Here is a 19,462-nt window from a genome sequence, read left to right as displayed (position 1 = left end):
GGGGGATGGGGGGGGATTTAACGAATTGTACTCGCTGTTCGAGAGTACGCCGCACTTGCCAGCACATCTTTTTCTGGGTTTTGTTAGCCACCCGTTAAACGTGCCATAAACCCTTCGCGCGAACCCGCGTTGATCCAGCCGGTGGCGATGGTTTTGCTCAGCTCGTTATTCACCCGCCCGCGATGAATATGTGATGGGCCAGCCGGGAAGATCACAAGCTTGCCCCGCTCGGCGGGTTCATGGTGCTCTTGCCAGTAAAATTCTGTACCCGCTTGCGGCACGGTATCGCAGTAGAGAATCCACGCCAGAACCCGATGGGCCGGTTCAGTGGCTTCGTCGCTGATTGTCCAGTCGCAGTGCCACTGGCTGAAACCCTCGCCCGGCGCGTAGCGTTGCAGATTGAATATCGGCATCACAAACAAGGTTTGATCCGGGCAAACTTCCCGGAATTTTGGCCGCTGTTGTATGTAACGATCCAGCCCCGCAGTAACCCCGCGCATGATGACATCGGCTATCGCTTGGGCTTCGGAGTCGGTGCGGCTGAACGCAACCATGCTGATGTCGGTTGACACTTTAGCCGGTGGCGCGCCCGCGCCGCCCGAACCAAAGGCCACGCCGGGCCGTTGCAAATCTTCTCTGCGATCAAAGAAATCCATCACCCCGTCGGCCACCGCTTCGAAGCCCGCATTTTGATAACGATCTATCAGATCCATTCGCAACTCTCCTGTGATATGAGCTGATTTCGATTGTACCTGCTGCGATCGGTTCAGGCCCGCCATGACGGGTGTAGAACGTTTGTAAAGATAGGGCCTGTTTTCGGTATCGGGCAATAAAAAACCCCGCATGGCGCGGGGCTTTCAAACACATTGCTGTGTGCCGAATCAGGCAGCAGCAGACATTGATTTGATGCGCGCGACCAGCGTTGATTTGCGGCGAGCGGCTGTGTTTTTTGCCAGAATACCTTTGTTGACCATGCTGTCGATGACAGGCTGGGCGCTTTGGTAGGCGGTTTTAGCTTGTTCAGCGTTGCCGGTTGCAACGGCTTTCAAAACTTTTTTGTATTCGGTACGAACACGGGTGCGAAGCGCCATGTTGCGTTGACGGGCTTGTTCCGCCTGACGAACGCGCTTCTTGGCTTGTGCGGTATTTGCCACGGATCAAACTCCTCGAGCAAGTCGGTTAATGTGAATAACTAAATCAGTTATATTTTTCAAGGCGCGTGATTCTGCCATAAGCCAGCCAAATGTCAAGTGCGCTGGCCGGAGCGATCTGCCAATGGCGGCTGGCACACAGGGCAGTAATAAGTGGCGCGCTGCGCCTGCACGGTTTTAACGATTGGGGTGCTGCAAACCCGACAGGGTTGATCCGCCCGGTCATAAACGTTCAGAGTTTGTTTGAAATAGCCCGGTTGCCCGTCTTCGCGGACAAAATCTCTGAGCGTGGTGCCGCCCTGTTCAATGGCTCGGGCCAGTACATTCTTGATGGCCGTAACGAGAAGATTGATTTGGTTGTGATCGAGCGTGTGGGCCGGTGTTGCGGGGTGGATGCCGGACAAAAAGAGCACCTCGTTCGCGTAGATGTTCCCGACGCCAACGACAATCGCGGCATTCATCAGGCAGGGTTTGATGGCTTGTTTGCGCTTGTGTAGCTGAGTGCCGAGATAATGGGTGTCGAATGCGTCAGAGAGTGGCTCGGGGCCTAGATTTTGCAGTCGGATGTGGGGGGCTTGTTCATGATCGGTCAACAGCGCGCCGAATCGTCGCGGATCGTGGAAACGCAGATTCTTACTGCTATTGATACAGATCTCGACGTGGTCATGTTTTCTGCGCGGTATATCGGGCGTCACGATACGCAGACTGCCGGACATACCCAGATGAATCAGTAGGCGCTCACCGTTTTCAAAGTGCAGTAATAGGTATTTCGATCGCCGTGAGACGGCGATGATTAGGCGACCTTCGAGCCATGCTGCAAGATCATCACGCACGCGCCAGCGCAGTCGGGAGTCGAATACGGTTGCACTCGTAATCCGCTGCCCGAGCAGATGGGGTTCGAGCCCTCGGCGGGTGGTTTCGACTTCGGGTAATTCTGGCATGAGGTTGTTATTTGAAGTTGCTAGTCAAAAAACCCGCCACAACGAGGTTGGGCGGGTTCTGATTTGCCAGGTGCATCATCGACTTGTTCAGGATGCCCCTTGGGGCGCTGAACGGCCGGATGGCTTACTTGATCTTGGCTTCTTTGTAAATCACGTGCTGGCGAACAACCGGATCGAATTTTTTCAATTCCAGTTTCTCGGGCATGGTGCGCTTGTTCTTGGTCGTGGTGTAGAAGTGACCAGTGCCTGCGCTGGATACGAGTTTGATTTTATCACGCATGATATTTCTTCCTTTCAATCCACCGAGTTAAGGGTGGATAGGGTGTGCTTGGTTATACTTTTTCGCCGCGAGCGCGCAGGTCGGCCAGAACGCTTTCGATGCCCACTTTATCAATGGTACGGATGGCGTTGGTCGATACGCGCAGGGTCACGAAACGACCTTCGCTTTCAACCCAGAACCGCTTGTGGTGCAGGTTGGGCAGGAAACGACGACGAGTTTTGTTGTTCGCGTGCGATACGTTGTTGCCAACGGCAGGACGTTTGCCGGTGACTTGGCAGACTCGGGCCATGGGATTCTCCTAAAAGCGAATAGAGGGCGGACGCTATATTTCCGCTGATTATACGTTGATCAATATCATTTAAGGCGCGAGATACTAGCGGAATTCCCGATGAGTGACAAGCCCAAGATATGCGAATTTTATAATCGCGTATGCTGATTGCTCTGGCAGCGTATGCGGATTTGTTATGATTGGCGCCCTTTTAGATGATTTTGACCGAGTAACCCATGACTTCTGCTGCCAAACGACCCATTGTCCTTTCGGGGATTCAGCCTTCCGGCCAATTATTGATCAGTCATTATGTGGGGGCGATGCGCAACTGGGTGGCGATGCAGGATACCCATGATTCACTTTTCATGTTGGTGGATCTGCACGCCATTACCGTTCGGCAGGACCCAGCGGTCTTTCGTGCGCGCTGTTACGACTTCGTGGCGCTTTATCTGGCTTGCGGGCTCGATCCCCAGAAAAATACGATTTTCGTGCAGTCCCATGTTTCTGCTCATGCGGAACTCGGTTGGTTGCTCAACTGCTATACGAATATGGGCGAGTTGGAACGGATGACCCAGTTCAAGGATAAGTCCACGCGCGCAGGGGCGGTGATCAATGTGGGCTTGTTCGATTACCCTGTGTTGATGGCGGCGGATATTTTGCTCTATCAGGCGACGCACGTACCCGTGGGCGCCGATCAAAAGCAACATCTGGAGCTTACCCGCGATCTGGCGATTCGATTCAATCACATTTATGGGGGCGTATTTACGGTGCCTGAACCGTTCATTCCCGACACGGGCGCACGCATCATGTCGTTGCAGGAGCCAACCAAAAAGATGTCCAAGTCGGACCCGAGCGAATTGAGTTATGTCGGCCTGTTGGACGAACCCAAAACGATTCTGAAAAAATTCAAACGCGCGGTGACTGACTCGGACACGGCCATTCGTTTTGATGTGGAAAACAAGCCCGGTGTTTCTAACCTGCTGACCTTGTTTTCTATTTTCTCCGGCGAATCCATTCCCGATCTGGAAACCCGGTTGGACGGGCAGGGTTACGGCACGTTGAAGGTTCAGACTGCCGAGGCGGTGATCGCCTTTCTGGAGCCGATACAGGCTCGTTTCCATGAACTGCGTGCCGATGAAGCGGCACTCGATCGCATCCTCGCCGATGGCGCCGCCCGTGCGCGGGCCCGTGCGGAGCCGACCTTGCAGCGGGCCTTTGACGTGCACGGCTTTCTGCCGCGCCGCTGAAGCTTGATTATGAAGATGCAGCCGCCTTTGCCACTTTATACGTCTGAGCAAATCCGCGCGCTGGAGCAGGCGGTATTTGATGGTGGCGAAACGGCTGAGCAGTTGATGGCGCGTGCAGGTGCGGCGTTGTTTTCGGTAATGCAAACGACATGGCCGGATGCCCGAAGGGTCGGTGTGCTGCTGGGCTCTGGTCAAAATGCGGGCGATGGCCTCGTTCTGGCGCGCTTGGCGCGAGCCGAAGGGTTTCGCGTTACTTTGTTTGGGTGGTGTCGGCCGGAGCAGTTGCACGGTGCGGCGCATCGAGCTTGGCTGGAATTGAAAACCGCGTGCTCCGATGTCGTCGTCATTCATGAGTGGGGCAAGGTCGTCGCTCAGGATGACTTTGATGTGATTGTCGATGCCGGTTTTGGGATTGGTTTGTCGCCCTCTCGTCCGCTCAATGCCGAGGCTACAGGTTGGATCGAGTACGTCTACGCATCCCGTCACGACGGCGCCGCTGTACTGGCTGCCGATCTGCCTTCGGGCTTGATTGCTGATACCGGCTCGGCCGGCCCTGTGGTTCAAGCCGATGTCACCGTTTGTTTTCTTGCGATGAAGATCGGCTTGGTCACCGGTCGTGGTCCTGCGGTGAGTGGCCGCATCGTGTTGGCCAATTTAGGTATTCCACCCAGGAAGGATCCGCCTAAGAAGCAAACGCCAGATGTTCAGCTTGTGTTGGGCGCGGAATCGTTTCCGCCTAAGCCGCGCGATGGTCACAAGGGGCGATTCGGAACCGTACTGATTGTGGCGGGTAATCGCGGCATGATGGGCGCCGCACGTATGGCGGCCGAAGCAGCGCTAAGGATCGGGGCAGGCAAAGTGATTGTGGCGACGCACCCCGAACACGCGGCTACATTGGCGATTGGTCGTCCTGAGTTGATTGTGCACGGCCTCGACGCGGCAACCTTGCTGGATGAGCTTCTGGCGCAAGCCGATGCCATTGTGCTCGGGCCGGGGTTGGGGCGCGATGACTGGGCCAAGCAGATGGCTGCTCGTGTTCTGTCAACTCAATTGCCTTTGATAATTGATGCCGATGGACTGGGTTTTCTGCCGCCAAGCGCGGCTATGAATTCATTGAGAATAATGACACCGCATCCCGGCGAAGCGGCGCGTTTGCTCGGCTGCACGGTAGCCGAGATCGAGCAGGATCGGTTGGCGGCGGCGCGAGCGCTACGCGATCGTTTCGGTATGCTGGGTGTGCTCAAAGGTGCGGGCAGCGTGCTCTTCTTGCCCGATGAACTGCGCGTGTGTGGTCGAGGCAGTCCCGCTCTGGCAACGGCTGGAAGCGGTGATGTCCTCGCCGGTATGATCGGTGGTTTGCTGGCGTTGGGTATTGTTCCATCGGAAGCGCTGCCCCGTGCCGTGTGTTGGCATGCCCTAGCCGGGGAGCTATTGGCCGAGCAATCGGGTGCCTGGGGTGCCGTGGCATCCGATCTGTTCGAGCCGATCCGCGCTGTTGTAAATGGTCGGGCAAACGGTCTGGCCAATGATCGGGTGACACTGCCACCTGCGAACGTGTCGTTGTGGCGATGAGTTCGGTGCACGCGGCCTTTGTTCTCGAGGCAAATTATGAGTGAAATCAAACCTGATTCGCAAAACGCGTCCGCTGCAGATTTTTACGCTGCAAATCTGGACGAATCGGCTGTAACGGCACTTGCTGCTGCCCTAGCGGACACAGCGCCTTTGACGGGGCTTGTTTTCTTGCAAGGCCATCTTGGTGCGGGCAAGACCACTTTTTCTCGCGCTTTTCTGCGGCAGATGGGCGTGACCGGCCCCGTACGCAGTCCGACCTATACCTTGATCGAACCCTACGATATTGCGATGGCTGATCTTCCAGCACGGCGTGTCTTGCATCTGGATTTGTATCGACTGGCCGTGCCGGAAGAGTTGGACGATCTGGGGTTGCGGGATGAATTCGAGCAGGCTTTGTTGTTGATCGAGTGGCCGGAGCGGGGGGCGGGTGAACTACCAGCCGCAGATTTGCTCATTCAGCTCGAAACCGTTGAGCAATCACCCGTTCAGCGTACGGTTCGGTTGCATGCGAATACACCCGAAGGAATCCATTGGCTTTCCGCTTGTCGAAACCGAATTCGGTGACACGAGACGGGCAGTGATGGGGTTTCAACGGAGGTGATCATGAATCAGGCTGTATTACTTTGGGGGTTGTTGTTCGGTTCGATTGGAATCGGCTTTCTGGTGTACGCCAAACAGCAGAAAGCGGTGGTCCCTCTGGTCGTCGGGCTGGCTCTATCCATTTACCCTTTCTTCATCAGCAACGTCTATGCGCTTGTTCTGATCGGCCTCGCGCTGACCGCTGTGCCTTATTTCATCCGCCTTTGACGGCGAGATAAAAAAATTCCGGATAAGTTTGTTACGCGTTGTCTTTTTGCAAAAGCACAATATGTAGTGCTTTCTTTTTTTATCCCCCCGACATGCTGTTCCGGTTTTTTCTATATTCCGCTTTAGGATAACTCTCTATCTAATTAGAAAGCTTGAATTTTTTTTCAACAGGCGCAGAATGCAATCGGTAACTCTTGAGCGATCTGCTCAGTGGTTTTATGCGTTAAAGATACTGATGAGGGGCGAATCATGTTTGATAATTCCTCGAATCCTTGGGATCGGCGGAAGTTTCTGGGGGCCGTGCTGGGCTCCAGTTCCGCTGTTTTTGGCTTGGTCGCCCCGGATAAAGTGCTTGCTGCCCGGTTGATCAATACCGCGACAAACTACCGGCACGCGGATTACACGCGTTATGTTTTCGGCGTGAATGGGCCGTTGGATTATAAATCCTTCACATTGGATAACCCGTCGCGGCTTGTTGTGGACTTGACGCAGACCGAGATGAATCGAGTCAATATTCCTCCTGCGCCTGCTGGCTCGATTGTCAGCGACGTGCGTGTCGGGGTTCGCGATGGCTATAACCTGCGCATCGTCTTTGATCTCAAGGCGCCGGTAAATCCCCGTCTTATTCTGCTCCCGCCGGGGGATGGTCAGGGGTATCGACTGGTGGTCGATCTGCCGCATGACAAGGCGACCACGCTCGTCGCCCGTGATGTGGCCGATCCGGATAGCAAGCCGAAAATCCAGACCCAAAGTACGTTCCGCGACCTCGTGATCGCCATTGATCCGGGGCATGGCGGCAAGGATCCGGGTGCGATCGGTCATCGGGGCACCAAGGAAAAGCATATTGCGCTGGATATCGGCCGACGCCTGCGGGATATGGTGGCCGCTACACCTGGCTTGAAGCCGGTGATGACGCGCGATTCGGATAAATTCATCCATCTACGCGGACGGACGGCCATTGCGCGCAACGCCAAGGCCGATCTGTTTATTTCCGTGCATTCGGATGCGTTTCGGGTCACCTCGGCGCGGGGCGCGTCGGTATTCTGTTTGAGTCAACACGGGGCGACTTCCGAAGCGGCGCGCTGGATGGCGAATCGTGAAAACGAGGCCGACTTCGTGGGCGGCGCTTCCATTTCCGATCACGATCAGGATGTGGCTTCCGTATTGTTGGATCTTTCGCAGACCAAAACGCTGGAGAACAGTCTCGATTTTGGCCATCGGGTATTGGGCCAGATTGGCGATATTACCGATCTGCATTCCCGCCGTGTGCAGCAGGCCGGTTTTGTTGTGCTCAAATCGCCCGACATCCCTTCGATCCTTGTTGAAAGTGCCTTTATCAGCAATCCACAGGAAGAAGCGCGTCTGAGAACGGCGGCTTACCAGAAAGAGATTGCGCGCTCGATTCTTGACGGCATCAATACCTACTATGCCGAGCGTGCGCCCGAAGGCACGCGCTACGCCATGCTCTAGTCGTGCATAGCCGGGGCCACAGGTTCGGGCAGTCATCAAAAGGATCAACCTAATCAAACCGATTTCGGCATGATTAGGCAAAGCCCTTCCTTCATGGGGACAAGATCTGGGCATTGGGCCATCTCATCGGCGATCCTGTCCTTGCGCCTAAAAAGCGCGTCAAAAGCTATCTGAGAGTTGTCCATAAACGCCGGTTCTTTGAGTTTTCAGCCGCAACGGGCGAAAATACTGCGGCTAGATCGATCCTGAACTCAAGCGGACACCCATGCCCCATATCGCTCAATTACCGCCGGAATTGGTCAACCAGATCGCTGCTGGTGAAGTGGTCGAGCGCCCGGCTTCCGTTGTCAAGGAGTTGGTTGAGAACGCCATTGATGCGGGTGCCCGGCGAATCGACGTCCGTATCGAAGAAGCCGGTTCTCGGCTGATTGAAGTGCGCGATGATGGTAGCGGCATGTCCGAGGAGGACTTGCCCTTGGCCTTCGCCGCCCACGCCACCAGTAAAATCCGATCGCTCGATGAACTCGAATCGGTGGCGACCATGGGCTTTCGGGGTGAAGCACTGGCGAGTATCGCCTCGATCGCGCAAGTCAGCGTGTCTTCTCGTCGCGAGCGCGATGCACATGGTTGGATTCTAAGCCCCAATGAATCGCTGGAATGTCGCCCGACCGCTCATCCGGTCGGAACCACGGTCACAGTGGCTGATTTGTTCTACAACACCCCGGCGCGCCGTAAATTCCTGCGCACCGAGCGTACCGAATTTTCCCAGATCGACCAGCTCATGCGTCGATTCGCGCTGGCCCATCCCGGAATCGGGTTTTCACTGACGCATCAGGGGCGGCTCGTATTCGAACTCTCGCCACTTCCTCGCGCACAGTTGGCGGAGCAGATGCCCGCACGTATCGAGGCATTGCTCGGCGCGGAGTTTCTCAACCGAGCTCGACGGATTGATTCCGCGGCATCGGGCTTGAGTCTGAGCGGCTGGGTGGCCGACCCGGCCTATGCCCGTTCGACAACCGATCAGCAGTTGTTTTTTGTCAATGGCCGTATCGTCCGCGATCGGCTGATTGGCTTCGCCATCCGACGCGCTTACGCCGACGTGCTCCACCACGCTCGGCAGCCGGCTTATGTGCTGGCGCTCGATCTCGAACCGCGCGCGGTCGATGTCAATGTTCATCCGACCAAGGCGGAAGTTCGTTTCCGTGATGCACGCGCCGTGCAGGATTTTATTTTCCGCGAAATCCATCGGGCGCTGGCTCAGGGTGCCGTGGCGGGAGCGCAGCAAGAATCGGGTGTCGAGCAGGCGAGTCGTGGCGCTCCCGCGTTCGATGCGGGAATGGGGCGAGGCGAGCGGGTGGATGGCTGGTCAGGCACGGCATCAATGCCTTCTTCTGCGCCGTCTTCTTCTGTTCAGGGGTATTTGAACCTGCTCGCCGCGAGCGCCGCAGCGCCGCAATTGGTTGATGCGTGCCTGTCATCGGTTCAAGAGCCTTCTCAGGCACAGCAACCCACACAGGACATGCCGCCCTTGGGCTATGCAGTGGCGCATCTGCACGGTGTGTACATTCTGGCGCAGAACGCGCAGGGGCTGGTGATCGTCGATGCCCATGCCGCGGCGGAGCGCATCACCTACGAGCGATTGAAAGCGGCCTATGCCGCCCAGCAGATGACCATCCAGCCATTATTGCTGCCGGTGACATTTGCCGTGACGGAGTCCGAAGCGGAGCAATATGAAGCGCAGGCCGAGGCTTTCGCCCGTTTGGGCGTCGTGCTGGCACGGGTGGCGCCGACCCGCGTGCGCGTGACCGCCCTGGCTGCCCTGTTGCGTCATGCCGATGCCGAAGCGCTGGCCCGTGCACTTTTGTCTGCGTTAAGCGAAGAGGAACCGGACTGGGGGCAACCTCAGGCCGTGCTGACCGAGCCGATCAATGCCGTGTTGTCGCGCATGGCCTGCCACGGTTCAGTGCGCGCCAATCGCATCCTGGCCCGCCCGGAAATGGATGCCTTGCTGCGCGACATGGAGCGCACCGAGCGGGCCGACCAGTGCAATCATGGCCGACCCACTTGGCGACAGCTTTCGATGACCGATCTCGATCGACTGTTCATGCGGGGGCAGTAATGCAGGCAACGTCCACCCCACACGATGCAGAGCTGGGGCAAAAACCGGTTCTCGCCCTATTGGGCCCTACGGCTTCGGGGAAAACGGCCGTGGCGCTTGAATTGGCTGCGCAATATCCCGTGCAGATAATCAGTGTCGATTCCGTGATGATTTACCGCGACATGAATATTGGCTCCGCCAAGCCGGAACCTGCAGTGATGGCGCAGTTGCCGCACGAACTGGTGGATATTTGCGATCCTGCTGAGACCTATTCGGTCAGTGCGTTTTGTCGCGATGCGCTGGCAGCGATCGAGCGAGCCGAGGCAGCGGGTAAGGTGCCTTTGCTGGTGGGCGGTACCATGATGTACTTTCAGGCGTTGCTTGATGGCATTTCGCAGCTGCCGTCGACCGATCCCGCCGTGCGCGCTGAAGTTCAGGCCGAGGCGGCGCGTTTGGGGTGGCCCGCGCTGCACGCACAACTCCAGTCGTTCGATCCACAGGTTGCGGCGCGGGTTCATCCGAACGATCCGCAGCGGATCGGTCGCGCCGTTGAAGTGTTTCGTTCGACTGGTCGTTCCCTGAGCCGGTGGCAGCGTGAGCATCCGCCGGTATCGCCGTTGCTCGGTCGGGCTGTGCATCGTTTTGGGTTGTGGCCCGCATCCCGTGCCCATGCGCGCGAGGCGATGGCGCATCGGTTCGATGAGATGCTGGCAGCAGGTTTCGTGGATGAAGTGGCGGCCTTGCGCGCGCGCGGGGACCTGCATCCCGGAATGCCTTCGATTCGGGCGGTTGGTTATCGTCAAGTTTGGGATTATCTCGACGGCACAGTGGACTATGATGAGATGCGGCAACGTGCGATTACGGCCACCCGTCAACTGGCCAAGCGTCAGGTCACCTGGATGCGAGGCCAGACGCAAACGCAGTTCTACCCGACAGAAGAGCGAGGTGCACTAATGTCTGCGCTTGAAGAAATCATTTGTACTGCGGAACTTGGTTGATCGCCAGGAATCTGAGGCGAGCACCTCATCATTCGTTCTCATCTAATCGAATGGAAATCACGTCGTCGTGGTACGCTTTCCCTCTGATGCAAGTGCCGTCGATCTATCGTCTCAAGCGGGCCCGGATGATCATGAAATCAATGATGAGCCCGCGCGTTTTGCATCGGAAGCTGCCAATTACAATTGAGGAAAATAAAATGGCAAAAGCCCAATCACTCCAAGAACCCTATCTGAATGCCTTGCGACGCGAGCATGTGCCTGTGTCCATTTACCTGCGCAACGGTATCAAGCTCCAGGGGCAAATCGATTCGTTCGATAATTTTGTCGTGCTGCTCAAGAACAATGTGAGCCAATTGGTGTACAAGCACGCGATCAGCACCATTGTGCCCACCCGTGAAATTCACATCGATTTTGACGATGAGTTCGGCGGCAAACCCGCATCAAAAGAAGAGCCAGCAGGAGACGAAGCACCTTAATGCAATTTTTTGAACGGCATGAGGGCGGCGAACGCGCCGTCCTGCTTCACGTCGCTTCCCGTCAGCAAAGCCGCGCGGAAGATCTCGATGAGTTTCGCGAACTCGTGGATTCGGCCGGCGCCGAAATTCTCGGGGAATGTCTGGCCAGTCGCGAAGCCCCCGACCCTCGGTTATACATCGGCAAAGGCAAGGCCGAAGAGCTGGCTGATCTCGTCAAATCGACAGAAGCCGATCTCGTGGTGGTCAATGCCCAACTGTCGCCCTCGCAGGAACGCAATCTGGAATCGGTGCTGCACTGTCGTGTGCTGGATCGCACCGGTTTGATTCTGGATATTTTCTCCCAGCGTGCGCGGTCGCATGAAGGCAAGTTGCAGGTTGAGTTGGCGCAGCTCAAGCATCTTTCCACCCGACTCGTGCGCGGTTGGACCCACCTTGAGCGTCAGCGCGGCGGTTCGATTGGTCTGCGGGGGCCGGGCGAAACCCAGCTCGAAATGGATCGACGCCTGATCCACGACCGCATCAAGCAGTTGCAGGATCGCATCGCCAAAGTGCGGCGCCAACGTCAGGAAGGCCGTAAAACAAGGCAAAAATCCCAAGTACCGATGGTATCGCTGGTCGGATATACCAATGCCGGTAAGTCCACGCTGTTCAACGCGCTCACAGAGGCGGGCACATTCGCGGCCGATCAACTTTTTGCCACGCTGGACACCACCTTGCGACGGCTTGAGTTTGCGCCGGGCGAACCGATGGTTCTGGCCGATACCGTGGGATTTATTCGACATTTGCCGCATGAACTCGTCACCGCGTTTCGCTCCACCTTGGAGGAAACGCTCGAAGCCGATCTGCTGATTCATGTGGTTGACGCGGCCAGCCCAGAGCGGGACCGTCAAATGACGGATGTCGAGGTCGTGCTCAAGGAAATCGGTGCCGATACATTGCCGCGGCTCACGGTAATGAACAAGATCGATCAACTCGAAGATCGAGCGCCTGAGATCAGCCGCAATGAAGCAGGTGAGATCGACCGGGTTTGGATGTCGGCGCAATCCGGTGCGGGCATGGATTTATTGCGACAAGCGCTGGGCGAGCGCCTGCGCCCGACGCGGACTATTATCAACTTGTTTCTCCCCGCAAGCCTCGGTGGTTTACGCGCCCGCTGGCTGAACGAGGGTGCCATCGTCACCGAGCACTGGCAGGACGACCGTATGCATGACGAGATGCCGCAACCCGGTTGGCAATTGACGCTCTCGCTTACGGAAGCGCGTTGGGCTCAGTGGCGAAAGCATCATCCCGAACTTGAGGCTTGTTTGGCGGCGCCTGCCTAGTTTCGAGGTGTTTGGCGTCGGGTGCCGAGTCGTGTCGACGGTGAATTTGGCCGTTTGACTTGCGACTTATGCATGCCATCACTAAACTTATGCGTCGTTTTGAATTCTAAATTTGTTCGAGTTTTATTATGGCGCACAGCGGTCGTGCCGAATTTTCCGGAGTAAGTACCTATGGCTTGGAATGAACCTGGCGGCAGCGGCAAGGACAATGATCCTTGGTCCAATCCGCGCCGCAGCGGCAAACCGCCCAATATCGACGAAGCAATCGAGCGCCTGCAGAAAAAATTCGGTGGCGCGATGGGGGGTGCCGGCGGCGGCAAGGGTATCGCAGTTGTTGCGGTACTGCTGATCGTCGTCTGGCTGCTTTCCGGGATCTACATCATTGATGCCGGACAGCGCGGTGTAGAGCTTCAGTTCGGTAAATACACCGATACCACACGCGCGGGGCCGCACTGGCATCTGCCGTATCCCATCGGTACGGTGGTCAAGGTCAATGTTGATGAATTGCGCGACAAGCAGCTCAAGATGACCTCGCTGACTAACGATGAGAATATCGTGGAAGTCAGGATTGGTAGCCAGTTTCTGGTCACCGACCCGGTTAAGTACCTGTTCAATGTGCGTGACCCGGACGGTACGCTCTCCGATGTCATGCAAAGCGCGATTCGTGAAGTCATCGGCTCCAAGAAGATGGATAACGTGCTGACCGAGGGCCGTGCCGAAATTGTCAGTCTGGTGCGTGATCGCATGCAGAATCTGCTCGATGGCTATGATACCGGCCTGAAGGTTCAGTCCGTCAACTTGCAGGACATCCAGCCACCGGAAGCCGTTCAGCCCGCCTTCGAAGACGCTATTCGTGCGCGTGAAGATGAACAGCGCTACATCAGTGAAGCCTCGGCCTACGCCAACAAGGTCGTGCCGCGTGCGCGGGGTGCTGCGGCACAGATTCTCGAGCAGGCCAAAGGATACGAATCCAAGGTGACGAATGAAGCGCTGGGCGATGCCTCCCGTTTCGAACAACTGCTCAAGTCCTACAAGCTGGCGCCGGATATTGCGCGCGAACGCATGTATCTGGATGCCGTTTCAGGCGTGCTGTCCAAGAACAAGAGCATCGTGGTTGACTCCGGTTCGGGCAATAACGTGTTCTATTTGCCGTTAGGCTCGAATGATGCGCGTGCGCCGTCAGGCAAGGCTATTGATATCGACAGCCTACCATTGCCAAGCCTGCCCAGCCAGGCGGATAACGGGAACTCAAGAGGGAGCCTCACTAGCGATGACCGAGGTGATCTGCGTTCGAGGAATGCGCCATGAACATAATTAACCGTGTCGTTCTGCCGATCGTGGTGATCGGTGTGTTCTTATTCGCTACAGCCACCTTCGAGGTCAAGCAGTATCAGTCGGCGCTGGAGTTCCGTCTGGGTGAAATTGTTCAGGACAAATTCGATCCTGGGTTGCACTTCAAGTTGCCGTTCATCAACACCGTCAAGTTGTTCGACCGCCGCGTACTTACGATGACTTCACAGCCGGAACGGTTTTTGACCAGCGAGAAGAAAAACCTGATCATCGACTACTACATCAAGTGGCAAATCATGAACGCGGCTGATTTCTATCGCTCGACGCGTGGCGACGAACGAATCGCCATGAACCGGATGGACCAGATCGTTCGTGACGCCATGAAAAGCCAGATTTCCAGCCTCACGGTGAACGAAGTGGTATCGGGTGATCGCGATCTGTTCATGAAGACCGTGATTGATACGACCAACCGCGACATCAAGGGCTTGGGTGTGAAGATCAGCGATGTGCGCATCATGCAGATCGAATTGCCCAAAGAGGTGCGCCAATCTGTCTATGCTCGGATGGAGAAAGAGCGTTCCGCTGTCGCCCAGTCCATCCGCTCGCGCGGTGAGGAGCAGGCCAAGAAGATTACTTCGGCGGCCGATCGTGAACGTGTGGTCATCCTCGCCGAGGCGGATCGTCAGGCCGCAGAAATCCGAGGTGCCGGCGATGCGGCCGCAGCCGCGACTTATGCCAAGGCTTACGGCCAAGATCCGAAGTTCTTTGAATTCGATCGGAGTTTACAAGCCTACAAGAAGGCTTTCGATCAAGGCGGGGATACTTTCGTACTGAATCCTGATAGCCCGTTCTTCAAGTATTTCCGTGATTCGCAAGAGTCGAACGTAAAACACTGATTAACGTCGGCAGAAATGCGGTATGGATTCAGAAGGGTGATTGTTGTGGATGAACGGTGGTTGCAGGTACTTGGATTGGTTTTGATCATCGAAGCACTGCTGCCATTCATCAGTCCGCGAAGTTATCGTCAGGCCGTGCAGCAAATCGCCAATACCCCGGACAAGGCACTGCGTGCGATCGCGCTCGTGATATTGGTGGTGGGTGCGGTATTGGTGATGCTGTCGCACCATTGATTTTGGCCCATGATTTTCAACCCATGATTTCAATCTAGGCGAGTGAATTGCTCGCCTGGTTTTTTTGTGCCTGAGCCATAGGGGTATAACATGCCCATTCTGTTTCAGAGTGAACCCGAGTTTTAGGAAGTTATATGTCACATAAACTCTCTCGCTGGGCCTTGCCGGCGGGTATCGATGAGTTGCTGCCAGAGCAGGCGCGGCGGGTAGAACAGCTGCGCACCGCCTTGCTGCATCAGTTCCACGTGGCGGGATACGATCTCGTGATTCCCCCATTGGTCGAATTCGTGGATTCGTTGCTCGTGGGCTCAGGCCGGGATTTGGCGCTGGATACCTTGCAGATGACTGATGGCCTGACCGGTCGACAGCTCGGTCTTCGCGCCGACATGACGCCTCAGATTGCTCGAATTGATGCGCATAGCATGAAGCCTGAGGCGGAGCGTCGACTCTGCTACCTCGGGACTGTCGTTCGTGCGCGGCCGGATGGATTGGGTGGCAGTCGCACGCCCATGCAGGTTGGCGCCGAATTATACGGCGTGGCGGAAGTCGAGGGTGATCTTGAAATCATCAGCTTGATGCTCTCTCAGCTAAAGCAAGCAGGTGTGGATCGGATCGTTCTCGATCTCGGTCATGTGGATGTATTCGGTGAACTGGCCGTGGCGGCTGGCTTCGATGATGAAGATGAAGATATCGCACGTGATGCCTTGCAGCGCAAATCCACGGCAGATATTCAGTCCCTGCTGGCGGCACGGCAGATTGCACCGCCGCTCGCAAACGCTTTGACTTTGTTGACTCAGCTCAATGGCGAATGGTCGGCGGTGCTTGCCAAGGCAAACGTGGTGCTGGCCGATGTGATGACACCCGGTATGCAGAGCGCGCTCGACCGCCTGGCAATTATCGGTTCTGCCATTGAGCGAAACTTCTCCCAGGTCGACGTGTTGATCGACCTGTCGGAGTTGCACGGTTACCACTACCAGACCGGGCTGGTGTTTGCGGCGTATGCACCCGGCTTGGGGCGAGAGATTGCTCGCGGTGGACGATACGATGATATTGGAGAGGCTTTTGGCTCTGCTCGACCAGCGACCGGATTCTCCCTCGATATGCGTGAATTGCTGCGCTTTTTTGACGGATCTGGCGTCAAAGACCCCGTTATTTATGCGCCAGCCGATTATGCCGATGCTGCCTTGATTGCTGCCGTCGAGCGATTGCGTGCGACCGGACGACGAGTCGTGATGACTACGCAGCCAGTACCAGCCGGTGCGCCACATTTGGTTCGGCAGAGCGATAGCACAAAAGATTTATGGCATTTAATGGGTGATACCAATCATGGGTAAAAGTGTTGTTGTGCTCGGCTCCCAATGGGGTGATGAGGGCAAGGGGAAAATCGTTGATCTGCTCACGGAGCGGGCGCAGGCGGTGGTGCGCTTTCAGGGTGGCCACAATGCTGGGCACACACTGGTTATCGGTGGGAAGAAAACGGTTTTGCACCTGATTCCTTCGGGCGTATTGCGCGAGAACGTGCAATGCCTGATCGGTAATGGTGTGGTGCTCTCGCCTGAGGCTCTTATCAAGGAAATGTCCGAGCTTGAATCACAAGGCGTACCCGCCCGCGAGCGCTTGATGCTCTCCGAGGCCTGTCCGCTGATCCTGCCGTACCATGTTTCCCTTGATCAAGCGCGTGAGCAGGCGCGTGGGGCGGCAAAAATCGGTACAACGGGGCGGGGCATCGGTCCCGCCTATGAAGATAAAGTCGCACGGCGCGCTATTCGGTTGGAAGACATCTTCCATCGGGAGCGGTTGGCCGCGAAATTGGGTGAAGTACTGGATTTCCACAATTTTGTTTTGCGCAATTATTTCCATACGTCCACGGTCGATTTTCAGGCGGTGCTGGATCAAGTGCTGGCACAGGCCGAGATTCTTGCGCCCATGGTGGGTGATGTACCCAGCCGACTCATGGATTTGCGTCGCCAAGGAGCGAACCTCATGTTCGAAGGCGCACAGGGAACCTTGCTGGATATCGATCACGGTACGTACCCTTATGTGACGTCGTCAAACACCACGGCTGGAGGCGCCAGTACAGGCACGGGCGTCGGGCCGTTGGAACTCGACTACGTACTGGGGATTACCAAAGCCTACACCACCCGCGTTGGCGGTGGCCCGTTCCCGACAGAACTGGATGATGCAATCGGCAACCATCTCGCCGTCAAGGGGCACGAGGTCGGCGCAACGACGGGGCGTGCCCGTCGGTGTGGTTGGTTCGATGCGGTTGCCCTGCGGCGTGCGGTCGAAATCAGCAGTATTTCCGGCTTGTGTCTGACCAAGCTGGATGTACTGGATGGTATCGAGCGTATCCGCGTCTGTGTCGGGTATGAGATCGACGGGCAGCCGGTCAAGACCGCGCCGTTGAGTGCGGAAACCTACGCGCGCTGCGTGCCGGTTTACGAGGAAATCTCCGGCTGGTCGGGTTCAACCGTTGGCATCCGTCAGTTGGAAGATCTGCCCGTCGAGGCACGTCGCTACATTCAGCGGATTGAGGAATTGGTCGGTGTGCCGGTGGATATCATCTCGACCGGGCCAGATCGGGATGAAACCATCGTTCTGCGGGACCCGTACACAATCTAATTGTTGAAGTAGTTGCAGGACGAGTATCCTCGTCCGAAACATGTTTTTACAAGTAAGGCTTTATTTTTCTGAAAACTTGCGTAAAATCACGCGCCTTGAATTTTGAAAGGCGTGGCGCGCTCGTTCTTGCTCCGCCTTCTTTTATATACACAGGATAAATTGACCCATGGTATCGATCCGTTTAGCTCGCACCGGCGCCAAAAAGCGTCCGTTTTACCATTTGGTTGTTACCGACAGCCGTAACGCCCGTGATAGCGGTGCGTACATTGAACGTGTGGGCTTCTTCAACCCCGTCGCGCGCGGTGCTGAAGTTCGTCTGCACATCGATGCTGAGCGTGTTCAGCATTGGGTTGGTCAGGGCGCTCAGCCCAGCGACCGAGTGGCGGCCCTGCTCCGTGAGAGCAGCAAGCAAGTCGCAGCTGCATAAAGTACCGTGTTAAAACCGCCCAGTCCCGCCGATTCGGTGGTGATCGGCGTAATTGGACGCGCATTCGGGGTTAAAGGCTGGAGCTGGATAACCACCTATACACGTCCTGCTGATGGTATTACACAGTATCGCCAGTGGTTTGTCCGATCTCCCGCTGATGGTGGAGACGCTGGAAAGTGGTATCGAGTGACCAAATTTGCGGCTCAGAGTCAGGGTATCGTCGCGAAGCTTGAAGGCATCGATGATCGAACCCAGGCTGAAGCGTTGACCGGGGCTGAGATTCTCGTGCCTACCGATGCTTTGCCAAAAGTGGCTGAAGGCGAATATTACTGGCGCGACCTTACCGGTTGTCGTGTGCAACATGTATCCGGTCAGGATTTTGGTGTGGTTCAGGAATTGCTCGAAACCGGCGCCAACGATGTCCTCGTTGTGGGCGGTGAGGGTCAGCGAGAACGCCTTATCCCGTTCATACCTGACGATGTGCTGGTTTCGATCAATATCGATCAGCGTCTGATTGTGGTGGATTGGGATCCTGATTTTTAATCGAACTCAGGCCGGGTGGTTCGGACGAGATTGGTTACCGGCTTTTGAAGCGGGGGCCGCATGAATGTAGTCGTGGTAACGCTGTTTCCTGAACTGGTTGCCGCGGTGGGTGAAAGTGGTATCCCGCGGGTAGCGGTTGAGTCCGGCGCTTTGGCATTGACGATGATTTCGCCGCGCGACTTCGCGACAAACCGCCACCGAACTGTTGACGATCGTCCATTTGGTGGTGGTCCGGGGATGTTGTTGATGGCAGAGACTCTGGCCAATGCCATTGAGTCGGCCAAGCAGTCGCTTCCTGCTGAAAGTCCTGGGGCAAAGGTTGTCTACCTGTCGCCGCAAGGTCAGCGCCTGGATCGGAGTAAGGTCGAGTCGCTTTCGATGTCGTCGGATTTGATTCTGGTCTGTGGTCGGTATGAAGGTATTGATCAGCGGATTCTGGAATCGCTGGTCGATGAGCAGATATCGATCGGTGATTATGTGCTCTCCGGTGGTGAACTGGGGGCCATGGTGATCATCGATGCCATCGCCCGGCGACTGCCGGGGGTGTTGGGAGATGCGGACTCGGTGGTGCAGGATTCGTTTGAAACGAATCTGCTCGATCATCCGCATTACACGCGCCCCGATGTGTGGCGTGGTTTGAGGATTCCCGCGGTGCTGCGTTCGGGAAATCATGCGGCCATTGAACAGTGGCGAGCGCAGCAACGGATATCAGGTACGGCGCGGGCAAGGCCGGATCTTTTTTATGAGTACGGGGTCGATGAGCGATCCCGGACATTATTAACGTCAGCATGGCAGCATGCCGACGAAACGAACGACTAGT

General features: G+C 56.4%; 22 protein-coding genes. 17 read left to right on the top strand and 5 right to left on the bottom strand.

Features of this window, described 5'->3' with window-relative positions; genetic code table 11:
• Positions 1–83 precede the first annotated feature (83 nt).
• From HNEAP_RS10080 to rpmB, 5 genes are all read right to left on the bottom strand, one after another.
• Complete coding sequence (locus tag HNEAP_RS10080) at positions 84–713, bottom strand: 2OG-Fe(II) oxygenase (protein ID WP_012824879.1); 630 nt, start codon at positions 711–713, stop codon at positions 84–86.
• Positions 714–881: 168 nt separating this feature from the next.
• Positions 882–1,154 (bottom strand): 30S ribosomal protein S20, encoded by a 273-nt coding sequence (rpsT, locus tag HNEAP_RS10075; RefSeq protein WP_012824878.1) that lies wholly within the window; start codon positions 1,152–1,154, stop codon positions 882–884.
• Between the two features lie 92 nt (positions 1,155–1,246).
• Positions 1,247–2,092, bottom strand: a complete 846-nt coding sequence (gene mutM, locus HNEAP_RS10070; protein WP_012824877.1) for a bifunctional DNA-formamidopyrimidine glycosylase/DNA-(apurinic or apyrimidinic site) lyase — start codon at positions 2,090–2,092, stop codon at positions 1,247–1,249.
• Between the two features lie 124 nt (positions 2,093–2,216).
• Entirely contained in the window at positions 2,217–2,372 is a 156-nt protein-coding gene (rpmG, locus tag HNEAP_RS10065) for a 50S ribosomal protein L33 (protein WP_012824876.1), read from the bottom strand.
• 52 nt (positions 2,373–2,424) lie between these two features.
• The gene (rpmB, locus tag HNEAP_RS10060; RefSeq protein WP_012824875.1) at positions 2,425–2,661 is read right to left on the bottom strand and encodes a 50S ribosomal protein L28; all 237 of its coding nucleotides are present in this window, start codon (positions 2,659–2,661) and stop codon (positions 2,425–2,427) included.
• A gap of 215 nt (positions 2,662–2,876) precedes the next feature.
• On the opposite strand from rpmB, the gene trpS reads away from it, so the two are divergent.
• The 17 genes from trpS (at position 2,877) to trmD (ending at position 19,461) form a co-directional block, all read left to right on the top strand.
• Positions 2,877–3,887 carry a tryptophan--tRNA ligase gene (gene trpS / locus HNEAP_RS10055; RefSeq protein ID WP_012824874.1) on the top strand — a complete coding sequence of 337 codons (1,011 nt, stop codon included), beginning with the start codon at positions 2,877–2,879 and terminating at the stop codon, positions 3,885–3,887.
• A gap of 9 nt (positions 3,888–3,896) precedes the next feature.
• Entirely contained in the window at positions 3,897–5,459 is a 1,563-nt protein-coding gene (locus HNEAP_RS10050; protein WP_012824873.1) for a bifunctional ADP-dependent NAD(P)H-hydrate dehydratase/NAD(P)H-hydrate epimerase, read from the top strand.
• Between the two features lie 36 nt (positions 5,460–5,495).
• Positions 5,496–6,023, top strand: a complete 528-nt coding sequence (tsaE, locus tag HNEAP_RS10045; RefSeq protein ID WP_012824872.1) for a tRNA (adenosine(37)-N6)-threonylcarbamoyltransferase complex ATPase subunit type 1 TsaE — start codon at positions 5,496–5,498, stop codon at positions 6,021–6,023.
• 39 nt (positions 6,024–6,062) lie between these two features.
• A complete protein-coding gene (locus tag HNEAP_RS10040; RefSeq protein ID WP_012824871.1) occupies positions 6,063–6,266 on the top strand; it encodes a hypothetical protein in 204 nt (67 codons plus the stop codon).
• A 249-nt stretch (positions 6,267–6,515) separates the two neighbouring features.
• Positions 6,516–7,736: an N-acetylmuramoyl-L-alanine amidase gene (locus HNEAP_RS10035; protein ID WP_012824870.1), complete on the top strand. Its 1,221-nt coding sequence runs from the start codon at positions 6,516–6,518 to the stop codon at positions 7,734–7,736.
• 265 nt (positions 7,737–8,001) lie between these two features.
• A complete protein-coding gene (mutL, locus tag HNEAP_RS10030) occupies positions 8,002–9,855 on the top strand; it encodes a DNA mismatch repair endonuclease MutL (protein WP_012824869.1) in 1,854 nt (617 codons plus the stop codon).
• A complete protein-coding gene (gene miaA, locus HNEAP_RS10025) occupies positions 9,855–10,832 on the top strand; it encodes a tRNA (adenosine(37)-N6)-dimethylallyltransferase MiaA (protein WP_012824868.1) in 978 nt (325 codons plus the stop codon). The genes mutL and miaA overlap by 1 nt, the downstream gene beginning before the upstream one ends.
• Before the next feature lie 197 nt (positions 10,833–11,029).
• A complete protein-coding gene (hfq, locus tag HNEAP_RS10020; RefSeq protein WP_012824867.1) occupies positions 11,030–11,308 on the top strand; it encodes an RNA chaperone Hfq in 279 nt (92 codons plus the stop codon).
• Entirely contained in the window at positions 11,308–12,630 is a 1,323-nt protein-coding gene (gene hflX, locus HNEAP_RS10015; RefSeq protein ID WP_012824866.1) for a ribosome rescue GTPase HflX, read from the top strand. The genes hfq and hflX overlap by 1 nt, the downstream gene beginning before the upstream one ends.
• A 171-nt stretch (positions 12,631–12,801) precedes the next feature.
• Entirely contained in the window at positions 12,802–13,938 is a 1,137-nt protein-coding gene (hflK, locus tag HNEAP_RS10010) for an FtsH protease activity modulator HflK (RefSeq protein WP_012824865.1), read from the top strand.
• Entirely contained in the window at positions 13,935–14,816 is an 882-nt protein-coding gene (hflC, locus tag HNEAP_RS10005; protein WP_012824864.1) for a protease modulator HflC, read from the top strand. The genes hflK and hflC overlap by 4 nt, the downstream gene beginning before the upstream one ends.
• A 36-nt stretch (positions 14,817–14,852) precedes the next feature.
• Positions 14,853–15,050, top strand: coding sequence for a DUF2065 domain-containing protein (locus tag HNEAP_RS10000; protein ID WP_049772526.1), 198 nt, complete (start codon positions 14,853–14,855; stop codon positions 15,048–15,050).
• A 134-nt stretch (positions 15,051–15,184) separates the two neighbouring features.
• A complete protein-coding gene (locus HNEAP_RS09995) occupies positions 15,185–16,384 on the top strand; it encodes an ATP phosphoribosyltransferase regulatory subunit (protein ID WP_012824862.1) in 1,200 nt (399 codons plus the stop codon).
• Positions 16,377–17,672 (top strand): adenylosuccinate synthase, encoded by a 1,296-nt coding sequence (locus HNEAP_RS09990; protein WP_012824861.1) that lies wholly within the window; start codon positions 16,377–16,379, stop codon positions 17,670–17,672. Before HNEAP_RS09995 ends, HNEAP_RS09990 begins: the two co-directional genes overlap by 8 nt.
• A gap of 166 nt (positions 17,673–17,838) precedes the next feature.
• Entirely contained in the window at positions 17,839–18,099 is a 261-nt protein-coding gene (rpsP, locus tag HNEAP_RS09985) for a 30S ribosomal protein S16 (protein ID WP_012824860.1), read from the top strand.
• A gap of 6 nt (positions 18,100–18,105) precedes the next feature.
• Positions 18,106–18,642 carry a ribosome maturation factor RimM gene (gene rimM, locus HNEAP_RS09980; protein ID WP_012824859.1) on the top strand — a complete coding sequence of 179 codons (537 nt, stop codon included), beginning with the start codon at positions 18,106–18,108 and terminating at the stop codon, positions 18,640–18,642.
• A 60-nt stretch (positions 18,643–18,702) separates the two neighbouring features.
• Positions 18,703–19,461, top strand: a complete 759-nt coding sequence (trmD, locus tag HNEAP_RS09975) for a tRNA (guanosine(37)-N1)-methyltransferase TrmD (RefSeq protein WP_012824858.1) — start codon at positions 18,703–18,705, stop codon at positions 19,459–19,461.
• Position 19,462: the final 1 nt, after the last annotated feature.

Source organism: Halothiobacillus neapolitanus c2 (assembly GCF_000024765.1).
GTDB lineage: Bacteria > Pseudomonadota > Gammaproteobacteria > Halothiobacillales > Halothiobacillaceae > Halothiobacillus > Halothiobacillus neapolitanus.
This window is presented reverse-complemented; position numbering and strand designations above follow the sequence as displayed.